This window comes from Kribbella sp. NPDC023855 (genome assembly GCF_040639475.1).
Classification (GTDB): domain Bacteria; phylum Actinomycetota; class Actinomycetes; order Propionibacteriales; family Kribbellaceae; genus Kribbella.
This window is the reverse complement of the sequence record NZ_JBFAAA010000007.1, coordinates 290,797-315,392: the sequence shown is the minus strand read 5'-3', so window position 1 is coordinate 315,392 and position 24,596 is coordinate 290,797. Positions and strand designations below refer to the sequence as shown.

Here is a 24,596-nt window from a genome sequence, read left to right as displayed (position 1 = left end):
TTTGTGGAGAAGGGCTGGGGACCTGCGTAGATAGCTTCGAGGGCGAATGAAGATCAGCGGCGATGAGTACGTCGTTCGGCCGGGGATACCCGACGACATTGCGGTCCTGGCAGCGATGAACGAGGGTCTGCACCCGTATCCAGGGGTCGGACCGTGGACGCGCGACCTGTTTGAGCGTCACCCCTTTGTCGACTTCCGCGACTTCGTGGTTGCGGAGTCGCGGACGGAACGCCGCATCGCCGCGTCTCTGGTTGCCATCAACCAGCAGTGGACACTCGGCGGGACATCAGTACCGGCAGTGCAGATCGAACTGGTTGGCTCGGATCCCCGCGATCGCGGCCACAACCTGACGGGCCGGATGCTGGACGCCGTCCACCAAAGATGTCGGACAATGGGGCCGGCATTGCAGCTGATCAGCGGAATCCCGTACTTCTACCGTAGGTTCGGCTACGAGTACGCCGTACGTCCCGGCGACTCGATCGACGTTGCTGCAGCAGTATTGCAGGACCACCACTGTCACTCGGAGCTCGACTTCTTCGTCAGGCCGGCAGTGTCCGCTGACGCGCCTGCCCTGGCCGGTCTCGACAGGTCCGCCGTACCGGCGGATGTCCTGAGGTGCCACCGCGACGAAACGTCGTGGGTGTACGAGCTGAGTGGTCGCCGGAAAGACTCGCTCCCGTCCGTGGAGGTGGCGGTCATAACAGACCGGTTGGGAGCAATCGCGGGGTATGTCGTCAACAGTCCTCGGATCGGCTCGGACGGCGCGCTGAAGGTGTTCGCCGCGGAGTGCGTCAACGACGACGTTTGGGCCGGCGCACGTGCGGTGATGCTGCGCTATCTCGCCGACGCCGGCGCTGCCGCTGCGCGCCGAACCGGCAGCCAGTTCACGGCCTTGAGAATGTTGATGCCCGACGGGCATCAACTCATGGGAATGCTGCCACCAGTCGCCGTGCACCGGGCAGAGCCCTGGTATGCGCGATCGGGCGACCTGGGGGCGTTGCTCAAGTGGTGCCTTCCTGCGCTTGCAGCGCGCTGGCGAGAGCACGGTTGGCCGCGATCGGTCTTGGTGCTCGACACCTACCACGAGGTGATTCGCCTGCACTTCGCAGCCGGCCGGCTGCACGACATCGATGTTGTCGCGCGTGACGCCCTGCGCAGCGCCGCCGATGTCGTGGTACCACCGGGCGCGCTGCTGCAACTGATCCTCGGCTACGCAACTCCCTCTGAGTTGCTCCAGATCTGGCCGGACATGTCTGTTCCGGAGCCCACCACATTGGACTTCCTCGCCATCGGCTTCCCGAGGCTGTCCGCATCGGTCTGGTCGGTCATCTAGCCATGAGGTGGCCTCAGATCGCAGTGAATGTCCTGCTTATGACTGTGCGCAAGGCTGCGACGAAGGTGATGGACACCGTACTGCCGTAGAAGTCGAGGTCTGTCAGTCCTGAGCAGCAGATCTCCAGACGATCGGGATCGCCAAAGGCGTCGTGGCCGCCGATGGAGATGAGCGACGGCAGAATTCGATCAGCTGTCCTCAGCCAGCCGGCGTAGATACCTGGAGTCGGCAGGCTCGAGCCCGGATCGAGCCGGATATCAAAGGAAGCAAGGCCTAGAGACCTAGCGAAGTCATCGGGATGGACGACCAGACCGTTGACCTGCCATGTCATGACAGCCTCCGTCGGGCGCGTTTCTTCTCGGCAGACAGGTATACGCCGCCACACTTCGAGCGGTTCGCGGTCGACTGCGCGGCCCGGTGGGACGAAGGCGAACCGGGCACGCGCCTCCTTGCGTATTGCCGGTCAGAAGGTCGTCACCTGTCGATCGGAGAATGCCAATGAGCGCCGTCACTGATCCGGAAGACGCTGTTGCCTCGTGGGCCGCGAGCAATCACTTGGTGCCGCTATGGATCGCGGCTGAGCGTGACCTGCCGACAGCCCCGCTGACCAACGCGGTCGTGCATCACTGGCCATCGGCAGTGATCCAGAATGCTGTAGAGAACGCGGCGCAGTTCGTTGCCGAAGGTCGGACGGAACGGCGCATCGTCGCCCTGGCCAACCCTGGTGTCGAGGGACCCGGAGTGGTCGCGACTACAGACACACTGATCACGGCTGTCCAGATTGTCCACCCTGGTGAGCAGGTCACTCCCCACCGGCACGCGATGTCGTCGATCCGCTTCGGCATGGAAGGCGACGGTGTTGTAGCGCTGGTGAACGGTACTCCCGTGCCCCTGCGACCGCGCGACCTTCTGGTTCAGCAGGCCGGCGACTGGCACGCGCATCAGAACAACGGCTCTGGGCGTGGTGTCTGGCTCGACGGCCTCGACCTTCCTCTGGTGTCCCGCCTCGCGGCAGTGTGGTTTGAACTGGCTGACGGCCCGATCGAGACCACCCAGGATCATTCCCGCCCGGCTCTGTATCGCTGGGAAGAGATGCAAGCAGCGATCGATCGCACGGTTGCCGTCGACGGAGTTCGCCGTGTCCCGTACGGCGATGGTGGCCGCGTGACTGGAACGCTGGGCTGTGAGATCGCGGCCATCGACGCCGCGTGCTCGACACCGAAGTGGCGTGAGGCGTCCTCGAGCATCGTGATGGTCGTCGAAGGCAACGGAACCAGCGAGGTCGAAGGAGCCACCGTCTCCTGGGGGGAGGGGGACGTGCTGGCTGTCCCTGCGTGGAGCTGGCAGCAACATCACGCCAGTAGCCCAGCCTTACTCTTCCGGCTTTCCGACCAGCCTGCGCTGGTGGCTCTTGAGATCTATCGCGAGGAACTCGCGGTCGAGTGAACGCGGCGCCCCAGTTTCACTGATCCATCCCATGGTTCAAGGTCTGATCGAGAAGGCAGGAAAGTTCATGACTACCCATCGATGGATTGACCTGCGTACTGACGCGGTGGCTCAGCCGACCTCGGCTATGCGCGAGGCCATCGCGGCGGCTGTGGTCGGCAGCGACCAGTTCGGTGAGGACCCAAGTGTGAACTCGCTGCAGAAACGGATGGCTGACCTACTCGGCAAGCAGGCCGGGCTTTTCGTGCCCAGCGGGACCATGGCGAATCAGCTGGCCCTGAAGCTCTTTTGCCAGCCGGGAGACGACGTCCTCGTGGGGCGGGAAAGTCATTCGCTGTGGCACGAGACCGGCTCGGGGGCTGCTCTGGCCGGAGTGCAGTTCACGACCGTCGGACAGGACGGCACCTTTGCTGCCGCGGATGTCGAGGCCGTCCTCAAACCGCGAGGCCACATGCTGTATCCGCCGACAACGTTGATCCAGGTGGAGAACACGCACAACCGGATGGGCGGGCGCGTCTGGGACCTGGGTCAGATGCAGGAGGTCTGTGCGCTGGCCAAGGAACGTGGCGTCGCCACCTTCTGCGATGGCGCAAGAATCTTCAACGCGGCGATCGCCCTGTCGGTGAACCCTGCTCTGCTCGCCGAAGGGTTCGACCTGGTGGCCGTGTCGCTCACCAAAGGACTTGGCTGTCCGATCGGTTCGGTGCTGGTCGGGTCGGCCGAGCACATCAACAGACTTGTGCGCTATCGACGCATGCTGGGTGGCACTCTGCACCAGGCCGGGATCGCAGCCGCGGCCGGCCTGTACGCGCTCGACCACCACGTCGAGCGGCTGGCCGAGGACCATGCGCACGCGCGCCTGATCAGTGAGGCGTTGGCCGAACTGCCGGGAGTGTCCATCGACCTGGAACGCCTGGAAACGAACCTGATCGTTTGCGACGTCCCGGATGCGGTGGCCGTGGCCGAGTATGCGTTGAAGGCAGGCGTCAAAGTCCTGCCGTTCGGGCCGCGGAGGCTTCGGGCGTGCACACACCTCGACGTGTCGCGGGAAGACAGCGAGCGTGCCGCCGATGTGCTGACTTCGGCCGTGCGCTCCTGCACCAGCATCGCGCCGGACCGCGGGTCGGTGCTTCTCACGGGCCCGGGCTGGCCCGCGCCCGTGGGGCTGTTCTAGTGACCAGCGCGGACACCGTGACGACAACTGAGGAGATCGCTACCCTCGAGGCCTTTGCAAGGCTTGAGGAGTCGCTTGAAAGGCTGGTCCCAAAAGCGCGGCGGCGGGCCCACCGACTCCGGAAGCCAGTACTCGCCTGTGCCAGCACCGTGCTCGATATTGCGGGTTCGCCGCAGCGGTTGTTGTGGCTGGCGACGCGCAACCCAGAGTGGGCAAGTCTTGCTGGCGCCGAGGCGAATCTCATCGCATGGGGTTCGGCTGGGCGCCTACGCGACAACGCGGATCTCGCTGTTGTCGACCAGGACTGGAGCGAACTCGTTGCCGGTGCTGTGCGTGACGAGTTGTCGGTACAGACGGCGAACCCCTTCGTCGTATTCGGTCACTCCTTCGCCGACGAGTGCGACTCCATGGGACCATGGCGGAACTTCGGCCGGTCCCGCACGAGCATTCCGCAGATCTCGGTCCGGGCGATAGACGGCACGTTGGTCGCCACGGCATCCGCCATCGTCGGAACCCCAGTCCTTCCGAGGGAACCGTCGATAGATGGTCCGGATACATCCCGACAGCCTCGTCCATCGTGGGCTGACGCGGAAGGAGCATACGTAAGCACCCTCGGACAGGCCATTGAGCACCTGAAGCAGGGAGATTTGGAGAAGGTCGTTCTGACGCGGGTCGTGCAGGCAAGAACAACAGGTATCGAGCCGGTCGCAATCCTGAGTCGACTCGACAACCTCTATCCCGAAACATGCCGGTTCGCCGTCGCTCTGGAAGAGACCACCTTCCTGGGAGCGACACCTGAACTACTGTGCAGTGTGCGGGGCCGTCTAGCTCGAACGATGGCACTTGCCGGGTCGGTGCCCGCAGATGTTGGCGATGAGCTGGTCATGTCGGATCCCAAGCTGCGCAGAGAACATTCGATCGTTGCTGATCACATCGAGCAGACCTTGGGAATGCGGTGCGACTCGGTCCGGAGAGATCAGCGGCCAAGAGTGGTCAGCCTCCGCAACATTCGCCACCTCAGAACGGATGTCAGCGCACACTTGCCCGTGCATGCATCGGTGCTCAGCGTGGCGGAGTGGCTTCACCCGACGCCGGCAATCGGTGGCCACCCACTTCCGGCGGCGCGGGCGCTGATCGCAGAGCTGGAGAACTTCGATCGAGGCTGGTACACCGGCCCTATCGGGTGGGCTGACGCTGCCGGGGACGGCGACTGCTGGGTCGCTTTGCGCTGCGCATTGCTGACCGGAGACACCGCCACCATGTTCGCGGGCGGTGGCATCGTCAGTGACTCCGACCCCCTGGTCGAGCTGGCCGAGACCAACTGGAAGCTGTCGGTGATGAGAGAGGCACTAGGCCTCTTGCCGCCAGATCGCGGGTCGACCCGGCCGAAGTCCGCGGCGAAGACCGGTGCAGGTAGGAACCACTAACCATGAACACGGATGCACTGTCCGGGGTCCTTCACTTCCGCTCGGTGCTGAAGCGATCCGCTGACCGGCGTACTGCCGCGTTGGTTGCCTCCGGCACCCGATCGACCAGACTGTCCGCCAACGAATCGCCTTACGGGCCGCTGCCGTCAGTGCTGAAGGCAATTCAGAGCGCTGCAAGTGAGATCAACCGCTACCCCGACGACGACCACACCGCACTGGTTGCTGCGCTGGCAGCCCGCTTCGATGTCCCACCCACGCACGTTGCGGTCGGCTGCGGCTCCGCTGGAGTCCTCCAGATGGTGCTGGAGGCACTTGGCGAGCCTGGCGCTGAGGTCGTGTACGCATGGCGTTCCTTCGGGGCGTACCAGCTCTTGGTGGGCCTGTCTGGTGCTACCGCCGTCGAGGTCCCCCTCGCCGACGACACGCACGATCTGATCGCGATGGCGAACGCCATCACCGACAAGACCAGAGCGGTCATCATCTGCAACCCCAACAATCCAACCGGCACAACCGTCAGTCGCGCCGAGCTCGAGAGGTTCCTGAACGAGGTGCCGACCGATTGCCTCGTGGTACTGGACGAGGCCTACCGGGAGTACGTCCAGGACGAGGACTTTCCCGACGGTCTCAGCCTCTGTCGCGGCCGGCCGAACGTGGCGGTCCTGCGCACATTCTCGAAGGCCTACGGCATGGCTGGCCTGCGAGTAGGCTTTCTCGTCGGCGACCCAGCGGTGGTCGCTGCGGTCCGCGCGGCACGCTTGCCTTTTAGCGTCACCAGCATCGCTCAGGCTGCGGCAATTGCTTCGCTGGCCGCGGAGGATGAACTTGTGTCCCGGGTCGAGAGCACCGTCGCCGAACGAGATCGCGTCCGTGGCGTCCTCTTGGCTCAGGGCTGGTCTGTGCCGCCCAGCGGCGGCAACTTCCTGTGGCTGCCCCTCGGCGAAGCGACAGCCAGCTATTTTGCGGCCTGCCAGGCGGCGGGAGTTCACGTACGAGCCTTCGGAGCCGATGGGATCCGGGTTTCGATCGGCCTCCCGGATGAGAACGACGCGTTTCTTGATCTGGCCGCGGCGGCCGCCGAGCAGAAGATGCGGCCGGCACGGTGAACGCGCAGGTGTCCGAGATCTTCGACCCGTCGGCCTGGAAGCAGGTGGACGGTTTCGACCTGACCGACATCACCTATCACCGGGCGGTCGACGCCGGTGTGGTCCGGATCGCCTTCAACCGGCCCGAGGTGCGTAACGCGTTCCGGCCGCAGACCGTCGACGAGCTGTACCGGGTGCTCGACCACGCCCGGATGTCGACCGACGTCGGCTGCGTGCTGATCACCGGCAACGGCCCGTCCCCGCGCGACGGCGGCTGGGCGTTCTGCTCGGGTGGCGATCAGCGGATCCGTGGCAAGGACGGCTACAAGTACGCCGAGGGCACCACTGCCGACACGATCGACCCGGCCAAGGCGGGCCGGCTGCACATTCTCGAGGTGCAGCGGCTGATCCGGTTCATGTCGAAGGTGGTCATCTGCGTCGTACCGGGCTGGGCGGCCGGTGGCGGGCACAGTCTGCATGTGGTCTGCGATCTCACGCTGGCGTCGGCCGAGCATGCCCGGTTCAAGCAGACCGATGCGGATGTGGCGTCGTTCGACGGGGGTTTCGGGTCGGCGTACCTGGCTCGGCAGGTGGGGCAGAAGTTCGCTCGCGAGATCTTCTTCCTGGGCGACGAGTACTCCGCCGAGGACGCCTACCGGATGGGCATGGTCAACAAGGTCGTGCCGCATGCCGAGCTCGAGGCGGTCGCGCTCGAGTGGGGCAAGAAGATCTGCGCGAAGTCACCGACGGCGCAGCGGATGCTCAAGTACTCGTTCAACCTGATCGACGACGGACTGGTCGGTCAGCAGATCTTCGCCGGGGAGGCGACCCGGCTGGCCTACGGCACGGACGAGGCGGCCGAGGGGCGCGACTCGTTCCTGGAGAAGCGGCCGGCCGACTGGTCGGGGTACCCCTACGGGTTCTGACGGGGGAGTGGCCGGTGATCACTTACGCGGTCGGGTTGAAGAACAAGTTCCGGGGGATCACGGTTCGTGAGGGGATGTTGTTCGAGGGGCCGGCGGGGTGGGCTGAGTGGTCGCCGTTTCTGGATTATGACGATGCGACTTGTGTGGCGTGGTTGCGGGCTGCTCGGGAGGCGGCCTTTGACGGCTGGCCGGCGGCGGTGCGGGATGTGGTGCCGGTGAATTGCACGGTGCCGGCGGTGGGGCCGGAGAAGGCTGCTGCGATTGTGCGGGCTTCGGGGTGTGGGACGGCGAAGGTGAAGGTGGCTGAGCCGGGGCAGACGCTGAAGGATGACTTGGAGCGGGTTGAGGCGGTCAGGGCTGCGATCGGCAACGGTCAGGTGCGCATCGATGCCAACGGGGCGTGGTCGGTTGAGGAAGCGCTGCGGGCGTTGAAGGAACTGCGCCGCTTCGATCTGGAGTATGTCGAGCAGCCCTGCGCAGCGGTGGAGGACCTGGCGGCCGTACGACGCCGCACTGATGTGCTGGTTGCTGCGGACGAGTCGATCCGTCGGGCTGAGGATCCCTTGTTGGTGCGGAAGCTTGAGGCTGCTGACATCGCGGTGCTGAAGGTGCAGCCGATCGGTGGTGTGCGGGCCTGTCTGGACATCGCTGAGCAGATCGGCCTGCCGGTGGTCATCTCGTCGGCGCTGGAGACCTCGATCGGTATCGCTGCCGGTGTGGCTCTCGCGGCGGCGCTGCCGGAGCTTCCGTACGCGTGCGGCCTGGCGACTGTTTCCATGTTCACCGCTGAGGTTGTCGAGGAGCCGTTGCTGTCGGTCGACGGGTTCCTGCCGGTGAAACGCCTGGCACCGGCTCCAGACTTGCCAGCTGCCGACCGAGCGACCACTGCCAGGTGGGAAGCGCGGTTTGCGAGGGTCGATGCATTGAGAGGAAGCAGATGAATCCGTCCACGGCGTTCGCGACAGTGGTGGTCGATGAGCTGATCAGGTCCGGTGTCCGCGAGGCTGTGCTGGCTCCCGGCTCGCGCAGCACACCGCTGGCCTTGGCTCTCGCCGCTGCCGACCGGGACGGGCGCCTGCGCCTCCACGTGCGGATCGACGAGCGTACTGCGGGCTTCCTGGCGCTCGGACTCATCCGGGGGACCGGCCTGCCGGTGCCGGTCGTGACAACGTCCGGTACTGCGGTCGCCAACCTCTACCCGGCTGTCCTCGAGGCATCCCACAGCGGCCTGCCGCTGATCGTGCTGAGCGCCGACCGCCCACCGGAGCTGCGGGGGACCGGCGCCAACCAGACCACCGACCAGCTGAAGATCTTCGGCGACGCCGTCCGCCTCTTCCACGAGCTCGGTACGCCGACCAAGCAGCTGGGCCAGGTCGCGTACTGGCGCTCGCAGATCGCCCGCGCCGTGTCCACAGCCGTAGGCGCCCGCACGGCCGACCCCGGCCCGGTGCAGCTCAACTGCCCGCTCGTGGAACCCCTGGTGCCAACCGACGACGGCGACTGGTCAGAACCGCTCGACGGGCGCACCACCGGCCCATGGACGAGCGTGCACGCCACTGCCGCCCAGCCCTCGGCTGTCGCGCCCGGACCGAAGACCGTGGTGGTGGCAGGCGACGGCGCCTCGCAAGCAGCGCGGCTCGCAGCTGAGGCCGGCAACTGGCCGCTGTTCGCCGAACCGTCCAGCCGGTCCAGGACCGGACCTGCCGTCATCTCGGCCTACAGATTGTTGCTGACAACAACGATCGCAGACGAGATCGAGCGGGTGCTGGTGTTCGGCCACCCGACCTTGTCACGACCGATCTCCAAGCTGCTCGCGCGCCCCGACGTCGAGGTCATCGTCGTGTCACCGACCGGACTGTGGCCCGACGCCGGACGCCGAGCCGCCGCCGTCGTCACCGGCCTCGAAGTGATCGGCTCCGACACCACCGACTGGCTCGACCGCTGGCTGCAAGCCGACCAGCAGGCACGCCCGGCCATCGACAAGGTGCTGGCAGGCAGCCTCAACGGACCGGCCGTCGCCGCCCTGATGGGCGAAGTCATCGGCGCCGACGGCATGCTCATCGTCGCCTCCTCCAACCCGGTCCGCGACCTCGACCTCGCCCCCGTCGTACCGATCCGAACAGTCGCCAACCGCGGCCTGGCAGGCATCGACGGCACAATCTCCACCGCCATCGGCGCCGCCCTAGCCAACGCAGGCCCGACCTACGCCCTGGTCGGTGACCTCGCATTCCTGCACGACGCCAACGGCCTGGTGATCGGCCCCGCCGAACCACGTCCCGACCTGCGCATCGTGGTCGTCAACGACAACGGCGGCGGCATCTTCAGCACCCTCGAACAAGGCGGCACCGACCACGCCACCCACTTCGAACGCGTCTTCGGCACACCCCACAACGTCAACCTCGCCGCACTCGCAGCCGCCACCAACACCCCCTACAAACTGGTCGAAACAACAGACGCACTAAGAGACGCCCTGACCCAAACAGTCGCCGGCATCGACATCATCGAAGTACGAGTCGACCGCTCAACCCACCGCAACCTGCAAGCCGAGCTGCGAGCTGCCGTCAGCCAGTTGTAGCCACGCAGGTGGACTCGATGATGAACCATCTGTCGCTACCGGGCCGTATTGCTCGTTGAGCTAGGAAATAGGACATGTCGCGCGCGCATTCCGTCCGGACGGGCGTTGGCCGCAGGAAGCGGAAGGGGGCTCAGCTGTGTTCCATCGGTTGACGTCCGCGGTCGGTGTCTGCGGATTCGTCGCTGGGGTGACGAGCGCACGCGCTGCTGTGGGGACGCTCGCCTGCGTTCCTGGCCGAGGCGCAGTACAGCTATCCCTGCGGTCGGGCGAGCACTACGTGCCGCCAGATCCTCCCGCCTTTGCGCGACCTTGGGCTGGCTGTCCTTGTGCAACGTGTGATCGCCGGAAGGATGTCGATGTTTTCGATTCTCGGGTTGGCGGCTGGGCAGCGTCGAGGGGCAGTCCGGACATGAGGAAGCGGATGCCCAATCATGAGGTCCCGGTCAAGACGGCGCCGGGCATTGGCGGCGCGAGTTTGCGCAAGCGGCTTGACCGCGACCTTGGCCATTGCCGCCGGGGTTGGTGCGCTTCTCGGATTCACCTGGGCCGCGAGCCTTCGCGGCTGGATGATCCAGCTTGCCGGGGCGGACTCGCGCTTCACCTGGGTCGGCACCTTCGCGTGTCTGCTCCTACCAGGAGTTCTTGTGGGCAGTTGCGTCGGCTGGGCAGTGAACTTGGGGCGAACGGGCGCTCGAATCCCCGGCTGGCTGGTGTGGACGCCTGTGCTCTTCGCCATCGGCACTCTGTCGACTCCGGGAGCGATTCCTCACCTGCTGGCAACCGGGGGAGGGCAGTGCATCCATTGGTGTGGTGGTCCTGGCGATGCTGGCTGGTCACGCGATGTCCGGCCGCGGATCACGGTGGGGGCGACTTGCCGCCGGCACAATCGGCTTCGCCATCGTGCCAGCAATGCTCGCCAGTTCGTTCGGCGATCCGAAGCGGGCTTGGGAGTCGACTCTGTTCTCCGCTCTCTTCATCACATTAGCCACAGCCTGCGCCGTACTACAGCGACTTCACGCCAGGAACTGAGATGTCAGGTCCAACCGATGGTCTGAACGGCAAAGTCGGCCTGGGGTGTCGTGGAGTCTCATAAAGTCAAGCAGTGAGCCCTGACAGGGTCCTTGAGTCTCGAACCGATGTCCCACCTGAGCCCGTACTGCACCGGGTGAAGATTGGCGACCGAGAAGCCAGCAGCGGCATCGTCCTGAGACCTCAGCGGCGCCATGTCAGCGGCATCCAGATACGCTGGCCGCCTGCTGGCCGACCCGTCCGCTCACGTCGCTCGCGTGGCCGGCACTACTCGACTGCATCGCTCCTGTGAGTCGGTGGGCTGCCGAAGATGACGGCGAGGACGCTCAGTCCGACGAAGGCTGCGCTCTCTGGCGCGACATCAAAGAGAGCATGACGGTCCTTACGGCTCCGCTCGCTGTCCTTTGCGTTGTACTGGGTGTCAACCTCAGCGTCTTCGCAGAGGCAACAAATGAGAGCTGCCAGCGTCCAGGATGTGCTGCGGTCGCCGGAACCACCTGGCGACGGCACCTGGTGGGAGCTGGGCTTAGCGGGGGCCGGTGCAGACAGGCGCCGCTGACCTTGGACAGGGAAACGATGCGTGGGATCGTTCACTTCCTTCGAGTCGGTGACCCATTTCGATCCGGGCACCGGAGCGTCTATGCGTCTACGCCACGATCTTGCCATGATCGACCACCCGCATGCCCACCCGGCCCCGGCTCTCATCCAACCCTGCCAGCCCTCGCTCCGCGTACCGCTCTCGCCAGCCGATGACCGTCGGCCGCGATACTCCGATCCGCTTGGCGATCGCCGTGTTCGCCTCACCGTCAGCCGCCAGAGACGGGACCCACGCTCGCAGCGCCAGATCCGGCCGACCCGGCGGCGTCCGAAACACCGTTCCCGATCACCCTCACGAGGAGCCTACGCAGCAGCAGGCCGATTCGCCATAGTCCATCCTGACGCACACCAACCGTAAATCAACTAACTACAGGCGATACTAGCTTGCAGGCAGTTTCACAGTACCCACCTGAATACCTCCCTGCGCGTCGCGATAGCGCACCCGTGCCCACGAATCATATCCGTGCCCTTTCGGGCTGCTTCCTCCACAAGAGATATAACCGCTCGGCTTCAACCAGCCATTTACATCACAGTGGTCAGCCTTTTGCTCATCGTGAGCTATGTCAACGAAATCGATGTATATATCAGTGTGGCTGGTATGATTGTCGACTTCCGCTGAAATTGCGACCCTAGCCGGGCTTATGCCGAAACTTGCATACTCTGCTCGGCATACCGCAATGACGAAACCGGGAAAGGTCGCCTTGGATGCGCACCCGTCCGGTGAGATCTTGACGTTGGCCGGCGGCGGAGCGAGGTTGGCGTTCGGGCTACTCGCGGAGGCGTTTACCGTGACTCCGAGGAGAAGAATCACCGCTCCTACAAGACCGGCCCGCAGGGGATGGATGCGGAGCATTACACGAAGCTTCCTGATCACCGTCGCAGATGGCATGACCATGCTCCCTCTCATTCTCCTGCATATGGTGTGGTCGCGATCAGATCCCAGAGTCGGCAGTCCGTCATGTGTGTGTCTCGGCGGACCTAGATCCTCTGACCTGACGTCCCGCACTTTGTGCTCGCCAGGCTGGAGTCACCTGTCCTCATCTGTTTTTGCATGCAGTACGCAATGCGACGTGCAACTGGTTCGATGCCGATCGAGAACCGGTGCGGTAACTATGGTCCGGGTTTGAGGTGGGGTCTGAGGGTTGGCCTTCCTGAGGATTGGTCGGCGGCCTTGGTTCAGACGAAAGAGTGGCAGCGGTCGTCCCAGCCGTCGCTGAAGGCGAGGGTCTTGGCATTGAGATCGCGCACTCATCGGAAGGTGCCGCTGAGGGCGCCTTGTCGTTCGATGATGCCGAACCGGCCGACTCGCCATACTGACCCACACAAACCGCAAACCAGCTAGCTACTGGGGACACCAGCGAGCGGCGAAGAGTTCAAGTTCAGTCACGGCGGTTGCGTAGGTGAGGGTTTCCGCGCGTGGCGAGGATCGCGATCTGGATCTGGATCTGGCAAGCGTCGCGGAGGTCGAGGTCGACTGGAAGCCGGCTGTGTCGATGAGCGTGGATCGGTGTACGACAGGGGTCTGGCCGGCGGTGACGGAGACTTCGATCTGGCGCGGGCGCGGGCCGGCAACGAAGGCAGGGGGCTGGACAGAGACTCCGCTGGTGATGCCGATCGCCATCAGGTGGGTTGGCTTTTCGAAGCTTGCTCGAAGCCGGTTCACAGCGCCCGGCTTGTCGTTCGCGGGACGGCGACGGGATCCAGCGTCCGGTTCAGCCGGCCTCGGAGTGCCTCGGTCAGGTGTACACGTTGAGGACCGGCGGCGATACCGATTGTTGTGATGGCCCCCGAATGGTGTCACCAGCTGCACGATGCCGCGGAGTCGACGACGGGTTCGTCCAGACGCCGGTTTGCGGGTTCCTGCCTGGAAGACACGCTAGCGACCGGTGAGGAGACGCCACCTGGATGCGCGCCGCACGACGGCAGCTTCCGCGAGCGGGGCAGCACAACGCGCACAGAACCGGCGGTAGGACTCTCACAGCTTCCGCAGATCAGTGACGGGTTGGGGCCATTCATGGTGACCGACCCCGGCGCGATGGTCGGCGTCGGTGAATCGGCTGTGGCTGACGTGGTTCGGTCCGCCTGTTCTCCCCGATGACCGGTGTTGCCACTGGTGGCGCTGCGGCGGCGGGATCGGCCGACGTGCCCCGCCGCTCGAGAAAGGAGCAGCACCGGGGCAGTGCCTGACGCTCGCCTGGCCGTCTGAGTTCGCGTTGGCAGTACGTCGAGGACCAGCCTCCGATTCGGCCGTTGCGTTCTGGTCAGTTTTCCGTGCCTTGCTCGTGGCTCAGCTGCTGGTACGTGAACCGAACTGGCTGGGGTCGGCGTAAAGCCGGGCACGGTCTGAAACATCGAGGAGAAGGAGATCGGCGATGCCGAGAATGGTCCTTTGGTGGGCATCCCGCGCGAGCGGCGACTGGAAGGGCGTGAAGCGCTCGCGCAGGCTACTTACAGCCGGAGTGGCTGCTGCTCTGGTGCTGGGCGTGGCCGCACCCGTCGCGGCGATCACTGGAGGGTTCACCAATGTGGATGTGCCTCCGGAAGGTGTCGAACTCAAATCCGGACCGTGCCTTCACCAGGTATTCGGCCCGGAAGGTCGTCTGCTTTTCACTACCTGTACCGCGGAGTACACGGGGACGGGGACTGGCAAGAGGTTCTCCCTCAACGCGATCGTGATGAACAACAATCCGATCAGTCTCAGCACGAAGTACTACATCGATCGGGTGGATCTGGTGAATGGCGCAGGCACCGTTCTGGACAGCTGCAAAGGCGGATGGCTCGGGACAGGCGAGACCCTGAAGTGCACGGTCCACCCGCCAGCGGGCAACACCTACGCAAGGGTGCACTGGATTACGCCGGACGGTGAGCCGGCCAAGGTCGAGATGACCATCGCCAACCCGGTCTGACGTCGTGAGTCCGTTTCATGCTTTTTTGTTACAAAGAAGGGAATGTGGCTGTGAGATATCGATTCAGTAGGATCCTCGCGTTGAGCGGGGTGTTCGGTCTGGTCGGCGCCTTGTCGACTGTGTCGTCGGCGTCAGCGGAGAACATCGTTCATGACAAGGTGATTCCGCACCAGGTCGCTTCGGCTCCGGCGGTCGGCGTGGCCTCGGCATTCAACGACCAGTTGCAGGTGGTGAGACTCCCGGACAACCGCATCGTCTACTCGATCTCTAACGATGCAACGGCTGCCGGTGTGATCCGGGGGTGGGCGGAGATCCCGGGCGGCGGGCGGACCGAACGCCAGCTCGCCGTGCATCACAACAAGAAGCTGGGCAAGACCTATGTGGCCGCGATCGGCATGGGCGGCTTCGGCATGTTCCTCCAGACCATCGACTGGAACACCGGGGCGTGGGCGAACGGCTGGACGTACTACGGCGGGGAGTTCAGCTCCCCTCCGGAGATCGCCGTGAACGACCAGAAGGGGATCATCACGCTCCTTGGATCAGGGCGGACTGACTCGCGTCTCTACTACAAGAACCAGCTCATCGGACAGCCCACCGACTCCAGCAACCTGACATGGAAGCAGTGGGGCTCGCCCTTCACCACGAAGCTGAAGGTGGCTGCGCGATGGGTCGGTGGCAAGACGCCGGCCGGGGCTGAGTTCAGCAGTCTGCGTATCGCCGCCACGCAGGACGGGCACGGCCTGATCTACAACGCGCAGGGCACCCTGAAAAACAGCAAGGAGTTCAACACCAACTCGGTGTGGTTCGAGGTGCCCGGCGGAGGCAAAACCAACCACGGCCTGTCAATGGCCGAGTGGGACAACGACCTCGACGGATATGCCGACACTCTGTGGCTGGCCGTGCGCGGTGTCAACGACGGCTTTGCCTATCAGACTTATCAGGCGAACCAATGGAACGGCGTTGCCGAAGCCGGCGACACCGGGCCCGGCTGGCGGTGGTTCCAGACGCAGGGCAACAGTCCATTCGGGCCTGCCATGTACACCCGCTCCAACGGCCCGGTGCTGGCCGTCACAGAGACCCAGGCCAACGGCGGCGGAATCGTTTACCAACGAAACATCGGAGACTTGAAGCCCGGACCTCGCTCCCTGGCCGTCCTCAAGAACGACCCAGCACAGCCCGGCTGGACAGAGGCCAAGATCAGCGAGCCCGTCGGAACGGGGTACCACCCCCAGGAGATCTCCGCCGGATGGAAACCATCTTGGAAGGACAGCAACGGCAGCCCCGTTCCGTCACCCGTGAACGGACCGAACGCGGTGCAGAACTCCGAACCGGTCAACAAGTGGTACCCCTGGTGCGCCGTATACAAAATCAATGACGTTCCCACCGGACAGCGGGCGCAGCACTGGATGCCAGGGGAGAACCAGAACTCGGCATTCGCCGACCTGGTCGCATGGCTCGACGTGCACTACCCACTGGGAGAGGACCAGCTCGGTTGGATCGAAGAGAACGGCCCCTGCTGAACTGACTCGCAGCCCGTGGGTACCGACCTTCAAGATAGTCGGTCCCTACGGGCTCCTGGCCGCCGAACCAGGGTGCTCGTCCGGTGCGTAGTGCCTCATGGTCCCCATCGTTCACGGGGATGGCCGGAGTATGAGCACCATGGACTGGCACATGCGGGGTGCATGCCTCGACAAGAACTCGGAGCTGTTCTTTCCGATTGGTAACAGCGACCTCGCCCACCAGCAGATCGACGAAGCCAAGGAAATCTGTCTCCACTGCACGGTTCGTGAGGAGTGCCTTGCCTGGGCATTGGAGTTCGCTCAGGTTCACGGGGTCTGGGGCGGAACCAGTGAAATCGAACGACTCGTTCTCCGCGCCCGCCGGCGCGCTGAGCTGACGCCGGCACCGAAGCGACCAGAGGTCACACGGGAACCAGTCCCGTCCCGTGGTGCTTAAGCTGGTACGAACGGCTTATCATCGGCCACCCGCAATGCTCCTCAACAGGTCGCAGAGCGTTCATATGCGCGCCGGCCGCACGCCATCCCCGTGCGGTCGGCGGGCAAGTCCGTGCCGACGCCCTGACACCGGTTCCTCGGGCTGGACCCGTGGAGCAAGGAACGGCCGCCCAGCCCCGTCCGAGCGGCCCGACAAGCCGCTGCCAACAATCTTGCCGTCCAATCTCGGCGGGCAGCAGCAAACGACCCGGTCGGTCCCCCTCTCGCGGCTCTGCAACGATCGCGCACCGCTCATGCGCAGCGCCACAATTCGCACCTGCCGCCAGGCCTCTACTTTCGCGCCCGTGATCACTGCACGAATCGGCACGCTGGTCACCCGTCAGCATTCTCGGATCAGATCGGCCAGATCGACCGGCTGACGGCCGGCGCAGCCTTCAGAGCGCGGCTCACACACGTGTCCCTGCTGGAGGCAGCTGCGTCAGCCGCGGCGAAAGAATACGACCCGGAGGTTGCAGCCTTCCGGAAGGTGACCGGCAAGTAGTTCCAAGCCGCGGCGCAGAAGCGCAAGGTGGTGATGTCGACCGGCGGGTCATAGCTCAGCTCACCACGCGCCAGCCGAGTGACGGCGATCAGGTCGCGGACGAAGGCACGCATCTGCGAGTCGAGCGTCCCACCCGCCCGCCCCAGCTAGACGTGCGGCCAGGTTGGGGGCAAGGACCGCGCGGCACTGGCCTAGCCGCGATCTAGCACTGACTCGAGGAACTCTGCTGCCACACCTGCTCGATGCGCTCGCGCAGCAACTCGAATCTCCGCGGACCGAAGCCGCGCTCGCAACGCCACAGAGCCGACGGTGCTCCGATGCGCCGCTGTTGACCATTGTGACTGCAGAGCCCGCCTGCTGGCACCCACCTGGCAGGCACCCAGATGCCCGTGGTATGGACGGGGATAAGAAGCGAGAGTTCTTCGAAAATCGAGCGGCCCTCAGAACTTGCCGTGCTTCGCACGGCGCGTGACCAGCCACCCGGTCACACATTGGGGCAGAAGAACCTGAGAGACAGGCTCGATCGATCGGAGCCACCCGTACGTCGGTACGGATTCCATGAACTCGCGCGAGAACAGCGCTGGCACTCCCTCCGGAGGCATGGGGGCAAGGGAGGACAGCCGGCACCGAGTTCCGCCGACTCGTCCTGGCGTGAACCTGCAGTGTGATCCGTGTCTCCGTGTTCATACGTAAAGCCCCATGAGCGACCGAGGCTGGGTGCGCCCCACCGCTCGCAGGAGGACCACGCGAACAGAACATCGATTTCCCCGCGAGTATCAGGAGAAGATGACATGTTTCGACGGATTGAGGATCGGAATGACTCAGGTTGCCGGAAATCTTCCAAATGGTTGGCGCTGCTGGGCGGTGTCGTGATTTCGTTCGGAGCCACAAGTGCGGCCGCAATCGGACAGAACAACCTTGCCGCTCCACCTTCGGGGGTGCAACTCGGTCCCGACAATTGCGTCCAGCAGAGTTTCGACAACGGGGTGCTGGCGCGATTGTGCAAAACCGAGTTCTCTGTCTTCGGATTCTCCAAGCGGGTCTACATTACTGCGTCGATTTTCAACGCAACGGCGAACTTTAATGGGGGTTTGGATGCGCGGAAAATTTACGTCGATTCAATGTCCCTCGACGACTCGCGTTTCCATTTTGAGACCTGCGTCATCACTGGATGGCTCGGACCGGGGCAATCCATAAACTGCTCCGCGCCATCCATTGATCCCATGATCGCCAAGACTTCTGCCTCCTACGTCTTCCAGTTGAAGTCTGGACTGCCGAGGGTTGAATACCTCAATAAGTGACATCAGTCAGCGCCACGGTGACCGCGGTGACCGCGAACGCGCCGATTGAGTCCGGCTAGGTGGACGACTGTCCGTGCTCTCCGCGCCCCTTGATCAGCCCCTGGCGCGATCCAAAGTCCGGTCGTTTTGCGTACCGCCGATAGGGACAAATATCCTGCGGCATGCCCTGCCGCTCTACAGGAAGTTGGGACTGATGAAACAAAGGCTCAAAGTTCTCGCAATGGTGATGAGCACATTGGGCTTTGCAGGCGGGATCCTGGGGGCGCCAGCGCCGTCGGCAGCAGCTATAGCGACTACATCCGCGGACAATAGCAATCTTGCTGCCCATCCACAGGGGGTCGGGAGATTGGGTCCCACGCTTTGTGTAAACGAAGAGCTGTGGGTGGACTTGCGCGGACGGGTATGTAAGCGCGAGTTCGAGGTGTTCGGTCAGGTCAAGAGAGTTTTTGTTAATGTCACATTACTCAACGTCTCCGCTGGCAGAGCATATTATGTCCACTCCCTTACGGTGCAAGGAAGTGACTATGCAGGAGATATTCTGGATGTCTGCAAAGGTGGCTGGCTGAAGCCCGCGCAAGAATACTCCTGCAGCGGCAGCAGTACCAAGTCGCTCATGCACGCCGCCCAAGGAGTGTTTGTCTTCAATCGGAACAGCGATGGAGGCGTCGAGATCGCAACGGTGAAAAACCCGAGGACCTCCTGACCTCGGAGGTTGAGGAGTCAGTGTCGACCTAGTCCATGGCCTACCCCGGCGACGAGTCGTACCTAGCGATGGGGCCAAGTAATACGCCGCCCGCAAGCGCCCGAGAGCCGCCAACCACAGATCCAGATGTACTTCACCCCGACGTCCGGATCGTGGCACAACGTGGTCGAGGAGTGAAGGTCTAGAAGGATGACTCGCTCCTTCGGGAGGTCGGCGAGAAGTGAAGACAAGCTGAATCGATCGGCTGTGGCTTCGGTGGAGATCACCATCGCTGCCTACGACGGCTTCCCGGCCACTGACCTGACCGACTCCGAGCGCAGGCCTCCATGGCGAGTCCCCGGGGGTGCCGTCTCGACCGGCTCGACCAGGCGATGACGCGAGCTCCTCGCGCTGGACAGCGTTCCCCAGCAGCGTGCAGCGCGACGAGGGGCGTTCAAGGTTTCGGGCGATCCGCCGGCCATGTCTCGGCATTCCGTGCCGCCGCACGTTCGAAGCTGCCGGCGGGTTACTGATGGCGACGCCGCGGCCGACCGGTGTACTCGACACCGGTCGGTACCGCTGCAGGGCGACGTGGGTCAACTCGTGAGTCATGGCGTGGTGTCCTGCAGGGCTGTCGAGCGACGGGCCGACGGGCCGACGGGCCGACGTGCCGACGTGCCGACGTGCCCCAGACGGCGTCGCCGACTACCGTGAAGGCGACCGCGCTCACAGCCCCGGCCGACCGGTCCGCTTGCTAAATAGGTGTGCCCGGAGCCCGCCGAAGTCCTCGGCGTACCGGCACTCCATCGTCGAACGCACATCGTCGGGTAGTGGTGTGCTGCCGGAGCCCGTCTTGTTTGGACCGCAGGGCCAGAGCATGATGTGGACATCCCCTGCATCGGGATCCCGCCGCTCCAGCCCCTCGCCGTAAAGTTGGGCTCGATCCCCGGCATCAATTCGAAGCCCGAGTCACCCTGCATTACTCGTTCTGCCCCCTCGCCAGAACGACTACCAGGTCCCAGGAATTACCTGGCTACCAGCCCTCGGCTCAGGTGGGATCCTGTCTCTGCGTAACTCGCTGCCACGTGCGCACGTAGGGTGAGGTAGGGCTAAAATGGGGGGTTGATAGTGATCGACACCTTCGCCGGCTGTCCATGGTCAATCCAGTTGACTTTGGCGATCGTCTGCCCGCCCGGAGGATTAAGCGTGCAGTTCGCCCAAGTCGTAGGGCTCAACCAACTCATGGGGCAGGTTTCGAGAGGCTGCCCTTGAGTAGATTCAAGCTTGATATCCTCAAGGTAGAAAGACTTCGAAGTGGTCACGTTCAACACTCGCGCATTAAGGGTGAATCGTTCGAGGCCATCTTCGCTGAACTGCGTGATGCAGGTCTTGAAGACCATTTGTGCTGATCCGAAATCCTGGGACACGCAACCTAAGTCAACCATCGTGACCTCACTGGGAGGGGTCGCCAAGTTGCTGACTTCCTGAGTTCCTTGATCGCTCGAAAGGGCGGCCGCCGCCGTAGTGTTGGTCATAACGAGCAACAGGGACGCAGATCCGGCCCTGAGTATCTTGTTCACTCTAAGGTTTCTTACCGATACGGACGCGACCGCCGGCGACCAGAGCCCCCATCTCTGTCTGAGGCGATATGTCGGCCAGGCGCCAAATATGCCCGATGTCCTTCTCGTCATTTGCCACTTCATGGACTCGAGGGCTCCCTTCTTGCTCCATGCCCTCGGTCCATTCCCACCGAAACAGCATGCCTGCTCCAACACCGCGATCGGTGCTATGGCTTCCAGCATGCCAGGTGGCGTCCGTGGAGAGCATCCGGGAAATCCCTCAAATCCGCGTCCTTCTGCCGATCGCGTCGAGCAGGCCGCGGCACTGGCCGCTGCAGTGAACATCCTCGCTACATGCTCGCCGAGCTACGCGTCTCCGAGGGTGTGTTGAGCCACAGCACGAGGCGGCCGTGCTGGAGGGCCGAGTCTTGTGGCTTGAACGCATAGGTCAACTGGGGGCCAGTGGATGTGGTTCGCCGGTGAGGGTGGGAGAGGGCTTGGGCTATTTCGGGGAGGGTGGCTTTGACGTAGGTGGCGGTTGTGCCTGCGGCGGGGGTGTCGGTGTGGCCGGCGAAGGCGCGGGCGGTGGCGTAGCCGTGGTTGCGTTCGACCCAGGTGAGGGTTGTGTGCCTGAGCCAGTGGGTGGATATCTGCTGGGTGGCTACCCAGGGGAGATGTCGTCCGATGCGGTCCCAGAGGTGGTCGTAGCGGCGTTTGGTGATGGGGCGGCCGTCGGCGTACCGGAGAAGTTGGCCGTTTGGTGGTGTGCTGCGGGATTCGGCGTGGTGGAGGAGGTGCGACATGAGGGTGGGGGAGACGGGTTGCCAGCGCACGGTCTCGCCTTTCTCGCTGAGTCGGATGAGGCATTGGGTGGCATCGAGATCGTTGGGGGTCAGGGCTAGTGCGCCGCCGCGTCGGCAGGCGGTTTCGGTGTGGAGTCTGAGGATGAGGCTGTCGAGGGCGGGGTCGTTTCCGGTGGTGGCGGCGATCTGGTTGATTTCGGCGAGTTGTGTGTCTGGGATTGCTTGTCGGTGGAGGTAAAGCGGCGAGGTTTGGCGACCTTGATGGCTGGGTTGCTGCCGGGGTTGATGAGGCCGTCGTTCTCGGCGTTGGTGTAGATGCAGCGGAGGGCTGCGATGAAGTGTTCGGTTGCGGAGCGTCCGCCGCGGGCGTTGCGGCGGACGATGAGGGCGGTTTTGAGGGTTTCGGTGAGTTGCCGGATTTCGGTTGGTGTGGGTTCGTCGAGGTGGCGCTGGCCCCAGTGTTCGACCAGGCGGTTCCAGTAGGAGCTGTAGACGCGGCGGGTTCCGGCGCCGACGGCTGCGCTGACGATGGGGACGTACTCGGCGAAGGTAGGGACGGCCGTTGGTGGCGCGGCGGTGGCCAGGAGATCGGTGACGCTGACGCCTAGGCGTGCGAGCAGAAGGCGGGCGGCTTCGATGTCGGCGCTGTTGGTTTGTGTCATCGTCCAGCTCCGTCAGCCAGGAGTGTGTCGAGGGTGGCTGGTGGATAGATCGTCAGCCGGGAGGTACTCGGGTCGGCTGCCATGAGGACTCGGTCGCCGGGGGTGAGTGCGCAGTGGTGCCGCAGTGGTGCAGGGATGCGCACATGGCCCTTTGCCGTGAGATGGAAGTCTCCGGCTGGGTCGGGTGTGACCAGCAGCACTCCGCGCATCACGGTCCAGGTCAACGCGAGGCCGGGAGACCAAGCCAGCGCGCGCGTGATGCGGGTGTCGGCGAGGCGGCCTCGATCGTCGACCGCTGACAAGCCGTAGACGGTCGCCGCCGTCCGTTGTGCGGCCAATGTGGGCAGGGGGAGACGGCCCCGGGGCGGTTGTGAGGGCACCTCTCTGGTCGCCGCTGCGGGCATTCGAAGCGCTGGAATCAGCGGGCGGATGGATGTGCTCATCGGGCACATCCGGGTGGGCGAAGGCAGGAGAGCTCGGCGATGCGCTGAAGCGCTTCACCGAGCTCGTCTACTTGATACGTCTTGTGTGGCAGGTATGCCGCGATCGGGTGCCAGAGGCGGGACTTGAACCCGCACGCCCGGGGGCACCGGCACCTAAAGCCGGCGTGTCTGCCATTCCACCACTCTGGCCAGGGGAGATCGGCGTCCCCCTGAGGACTTCATCTTAGGGGGACGCCGATCGGTTGGTTCAGCGGCTCTGCAGGGCGTCGATGAAGACGTCGCGCAGGTCTTGCGGGTTCTTCGCCACGTAGGCCTGACCGCCGGTTGCCGCGGCGAGTTGCCGCAGTTCGTTGGCGTCGACGTCAGGACCCATACCCAGGGCGATGATCCGGACCGGCTGGGCCGGGTTGCGCAGGCCTTCGAGGGTCTGCAGCGTCTGGGCCAGGGTCGGCCCGTCCGGGTCGTCGTTCTTGCCGTCGGTGAAGATCAGGACGGCGTTCACGGCCAGCGGGTCGTAGCTGCTGCGGACTGCCCGGACCGCCGCGATCGTGGTGGCGTACAGGCCCGTCCCACCGCCCTTGATCGGCTGCTGGACCGCCAGGTTGGTGGTCATCTTCTGCCGTTGGGCCGGTGTCAGCTTGGCGATCGGGACCAGTTCGCGGAAGTCCGCGCCCAGGTTTCCGATGTTCGTCGAGAACGTCCACAGGCCGAGTGCCGCGTTGTCCGGGAACAACTTCAACCCGTTCGCCGCAGCTTCGATGGTGAGCTGCATCCGGGTCTTGTTGCCGACCTTCTCGGCCATCGAACCCGACACGTCGATCACGGCCAGCGAGTGCGCCGACAGCGACAGCCGGGTCCAGCCCAGCAGTGTCTTCTCGATCGCCGCCGCGGACGGTGTGGTGAGGCGGGTGATCGCACCGACGCCACGACCGGCACCGAGGTCGCTCACCAGCGGGTCCCGGAATCCGGCGTCGTCGCGGGACGATGCGGCCGTGTTGGAGATCAGTTCCTCGGCCAGCGCCTTGCCCGCGTCGGAGTAGACCGCGTCGTTGTTCTGCGCGGTCACCACGATCGGGTAGTCGAGCAGCAAGGTGCCGGTCTGCGGTACGACCGCTTTCAGCTCGGCGTCCGGGTGCTCGTCCTGGAACTTCACGAAGCTCTGCTCGGAAGCCGGTACGACGAGTCTGCTGCCGGGCTGCGCGGCCCGGCTGAACAACCCGTTCACATCCGTGAAGGGCTTCGCCATCGACCCCAGCTTCTGGGCCGTCGGCACGATGACCGCGGCTACCGCCTTGTCACTGGCCGACGTCTTCTGGCGCTCGGCCTGGATGGCCAGCAGCGCCAGCGCGCCGGGCGACTGGCTCAACGGGTCGAGCAGCGCCGGCTCGGCTCCCGCAAACGAACCGAGCCAGGACCCGGTGTTGGCGAAGTTGTCCGAGCGACCGACCAGGATCAGCGGTGAGGTCGCGATCGACGGTACGGCGACGGTCGGCACCTTCTGGCCGTCGTCGGCCTGGGCCACCCACAGCGACGAGTCCGGGACCCAGAGATCGGGCCGGCCCTCGGTGCTGCCCGCGACGTCCTTGGCCACCTTGGCCGACGGGGCCGCGGTGATCGTGAACTGCAGACAGGGGTTGTCCTCCTTCTTGGCGGCCAGCGACTTGGCCGCGGACTCCAGCAACGGCTGGACCTCTGGCGTCGTACTGAGCCGGACCTGGGTCAGGTCGTCACACGACTTGCCACCCAGGAACCCGTCGGCACCGGCTTCCGATCCGAAGGAGCGGACCACAAAGACGGCGCCCAACGACAGCACCAGTAGCCCAACGGCGGTCAGATACACCGGACGCCGGTTGTTGTTACTTTTCGTCACCGCAGAGGAGTGTTTTCCCATCGCGGCAGGTCCCTCCCTCCCAGAGGCAGACTGCGGGCGCAGATTACCCGGTTTGCACAGGTCAGGGCCAAGAGCGCCGTGCTTGTTCACGCCTTGGATGGAGGGTTGTGATCAGGACCGGAATGCCCATCGGGTCCCGGTTGTCCCTGCGGTGGCCGAAATTGTGACTCAGGGTCACCGGACCGCTGCGAACAGGTGAGATCCGAGTGTGGCCCAAATCACAGATCTGAGGTGCTCAAACGACCGTTGCATGAACTGCGGACA

At 64.4% G+C, this 24,596-nt stretch carries 21 protein-coding genes and 1 tRNA gene; 13 read left to right on the top strand and 9 right to left on the bottom strand.

The window, feature by feature from the left end:
* Positions 1-46 precede the first annotated feature (46 nt).
* A complete protein-coding gene (locus tag AB0F51_RS25460) occupies positions 47-1,333 on the top strand; it encodes a GNAT family N-acetyltransferase (protein ID WP_360284046.1) in 1,287 nt (428 codons plus the stop codon).
* Positions 1,334-1,346: 13 nt separating this feature from the next.
* Here the strand turns inward: AB0F51_RS25460 and AB0F51_RS25455 are convergent, their stop codons facing one another.
* The gene (locus AB0F51_RS25455) at positions 1,347-1,664 is read right to left on the bottom strand and encodes a riboflavin kinase (protein ID WP_360284044.1); all 318 of its coding nucleotides are present in this window, start codon (positions 1,662-1,664) and stop codon (positions 1,347-1,349) included.
* Between the two features lie 167 nt (positions 1,665-1,831).
* On the opposite strand from AB0F51_RS25455, the gene AB0F51_RS25450 reads away from it, so the two are divergent.
* From AB0F51_RS25450 to menD, 7 genes are read left to right on the top strand one after another with little or no spacing between them, the layout of a single operon-like run.
* Positions 1,832-2,779, top strand: a complete 948-nt coding sequence (locus tag AB0F51_RS25450; protein ID WP_360284042.1) for a cupin domain-containing protein — start codon at positions 1,832-1,834, stop codon at positions 2,777-2,779.
* A 31-nt stretch (positions 2,780-2,810) separates the two neighbouring features.
* Positions 2,811-3,953 carry a GntG family PLP-dependent aldolase gene (locus tag AB0F51_RS25445; protein ID WP_360284040.1) on the top strand — a complete coding sequence of 381 codons (1,143 nt, stop codon included), beginning with the start codon at positions 2,811-2,813 and terminating at the stop codon, positions 3,951-3,953.
* A 17-nt stretch (positions 3,954-3,970) separates the two neighbouring features.
* Positions 3,971-5,380 carry an isochorismate synthase gene (locus AB0F51_RS25440; RefSeq protein WP_360284038.1) on the top strand — a complete coding sequence of 470 codons (1,410 nt, stop codon included), beginning with the start codon at positions 3,971-3,973 and terminating at the stop codon, positions 5,378-5,380.
* A gap of 2 nt (positions 5,381-5,382) precedes the next feature.
* A complete protein-coding gene (gene hisC, locus AB0F51_RS25435) occupies positions 5,383-6,483 on the top strand; it encodes a histidinol-phosphate transaminase (protein ID WP_360284036.1) in 1,101 nt (366 codons plus the stop codon).
* On the top strand, positions 6,480-7,388 hold the full coding sequence (locus AB0F51_RS25430) for a 1,4-dihydroxy-2-naphthoyl-CoA synthase (RefSeq protein WP_360284035.1): 909 nt from the start codon (positions 6,480-6,482) through the stop codon (positions 7,386-7,388). Before hisC ends, AB0F51_RS25430 begins: the two co-directional genes overlap by 4 nt.
* Positions 7,389-7,402: 14 nt before the next feature.
* A complete protein-coding gene (locus tag AB0F51_RS25425) occupies positions 7,403-8,329 on the top strand; it encodes an o-succinylbenzoate synthase (RefSeq protein WP_360284033.1) in 927 nt (308 codons plus the stop codon).
* The gene (gene menD, locus AB0F51_RS25420) at positions 8,326-9,963 is read left to right on the top strand and encodes a 2-succinyl-5-enolpyruvyl-6-hydroxy-3-cyclohexene-1-carboxylic-acid synthase (RefSeq protein WP_360284031.1); all 1,638 of its coding nucleotides are present in this window, start codon (positions 8,326-8,328) and stop codon (positions 9,961-9,963) included. Before AB0F51_RS25425 ends, menD begins: the two co-directional genes overlap by 4 nt.
* A gap of 1,675 nt (positions 9,964-11,638) precedes the next feature.
* Here the strand turns inward: menD and AB0F51_RS25415 are convergent.
* Positions 11,639-11,866, bottom strand: a complete 228-nt coding sequence (locus AB0F51_RS25415; protein ID WP_360284029.1) for a helix-turn-helix domain-containing protein — start codon at positions 11,864-11,866, stop codon at positions 11,639-11,641.
* A 2,095-nt stretch (positions 11,867-13,961) separates the two neighbouring features.
* Here AB0F51_RS25415 and AB0F51_RS25410 point away from each other — a divergent pair.
* The 3 genes from AB0F51_RS25410 (at position 13,962) to AB0F51_RS25400 (ending at position 16,451) form a co-directional block, all read left to right on the top strand.
* Positions 13,962-14,495: a hypothetical protein gene (locus AB0F51_RS25410; protein ID WP_360284027.1), complete on the top strand. Its 534-nt coding sequence runs from the start codon at positions 13,962-13,964 to the stop codon at positions 14,493-14,495.
* A gap of 80 nt (positions 14,496-14,575) precedes the next feature.
* Entirely contained in the window at positions 14,576-16,015 is a 1,440-nt protein-coding gene (locus AB0F51_RS25405) for a hypothetical protein (RefSeq protein WP_360284025.1), read from the top strand.
* A gap of 139 nt (positions 16,016-16,154) precedes the next feature.
* Entirely contained in the window at positions 16,155-16,451 is a 297-nt protein-coding gene (locus tag AB0F51_RS25400) for a WhiB family transcriptional regulator (RefSeq protein WP_360284109.1), read from the top strand.
* Positions 16,452-16,843: 392 nt separating this feature from the next.
* Here AB0F51_RS25400 and AB0F51_RS25395 read toward each other — a convergent pair whose 3' ends face one another.
* Positions 16,844-17,104, bottom strand: coding sequence for a hypothetical protein (locus AB0F51_RS25395; RefSeq protein WP_360284023.1), 261 nt, complete (start codon positions 17,102-17,104; stop codon positions 16,844-16,846).
* Positions 17,105-17,782: 678 nt separating this feature from the next.
* On the opposite strand from AB0F51_RS25395, the gene AB0F51_RS25390 reads away from it, so the two are divergent.
* Both AB0F51_RS25390 and AB0F51_RS25385 read left to right on the top strand, forming a co-directional pair.
* A complete protein-coding gene (locus AB0F51_RS25390) occupies positions 17,783-18,292 on the top strand; it encodes a hypothetical protein (protein WP_360284021.1) in 510 nt (169 codons plus the stop codon).
* Positions 18,293-18,485: 193 nt separating this feature from the next.
* Positions 18,486-18,995 carry a hypothetical protein gene (locus tag AB0F51_RS25385; protein ID WP_360284019.1) on the top strand — a complete coding sequence of 170 codons (510 nt, stop codon included), beginning with the start codon at positions 18,486-18,488 and terminating at the stop codon, positions 18,993-18,995.
* Positions 18,996-20,083: 1,088 nt separating this feature from the next.
* Here AB0F51_RS25385 and AB0F51_RS25380 read toward each other — a convergent pair.
* The 6 genes from AB0F51_RS25380 to AB0F51_RS25355 form a co-directional block, all read right to left on the bottom strand.
* Positions 20,084-20,554, bottom strand: coding sequence for a hypothetical protein (locus tag AB0F51_RS25380; RefSeq protein ID WP_360284017.1), 471 nt, complete (start codon positions 20,552-20,554; stop codon positions 20,084-20,086).
* 329 nt (positions 20,555-20,883) lie between these two features.
* On the bottom strand, positions 20,884-21,522 hold the full coding sequence (locus AB0F51_RS25375) for a site-specific integrase (RefSeq protein ID WP_360284108.1): 639 nt from the start codon (positions 21,520-21,522) through the stop codon (positions 20,884-20,886).
* Positions 21,432-21,998 carry a hypothetical protein gene (locus tag AB0F51_RS25370; RefSeq protein ID WP_360284015.1) on the bottom strand — a complete coding sequence of 189 codons (567 nt, stop codon included), beginning with the start codon at positions 21,996-21,998 and terminating at the stop codon, positions 21,432-21,434. Before AB0F51_RS25370 ends, AB0F51_RS25375 begins: the two co-directional genes overlap by 91 nt.
* Complete coding sequence (locus AB0F51_RS25365; RefSeq protein ID WP_360284013.1) at positions 21,995-22,300, bottom strand: hypothetical protein; 306 nt, start codon at positions 22,298-22,300, stop codon at positions 21,995-21,997. The genes AB0F51_RS25370 and AB0F51_RS25365 overlap by 4 nt, the downstream gene beginning before the upstream one ends.
* A 249-nt stretch (positions 22,301-22,549) precedes the next feature.
* Positions 22,550-22,630: transfer RNA gene (locus tag AB0F51_RS25360), tRNA-Leu, on the bottom strand.
* A gap of 58 nt (positions 22,631-22,688) precedes the next feature.
* Entirely contained in the window at positions 22,689-24,311 is a 1,623-nt protein-coding gene (locus tag AB0F51_RS25355) for a VWA domain-containing protein (protein ID WP_360284011.1), read from the bottom strand.
* Positions 24,312-24,596: the final 285 nt, after the last annotated feature.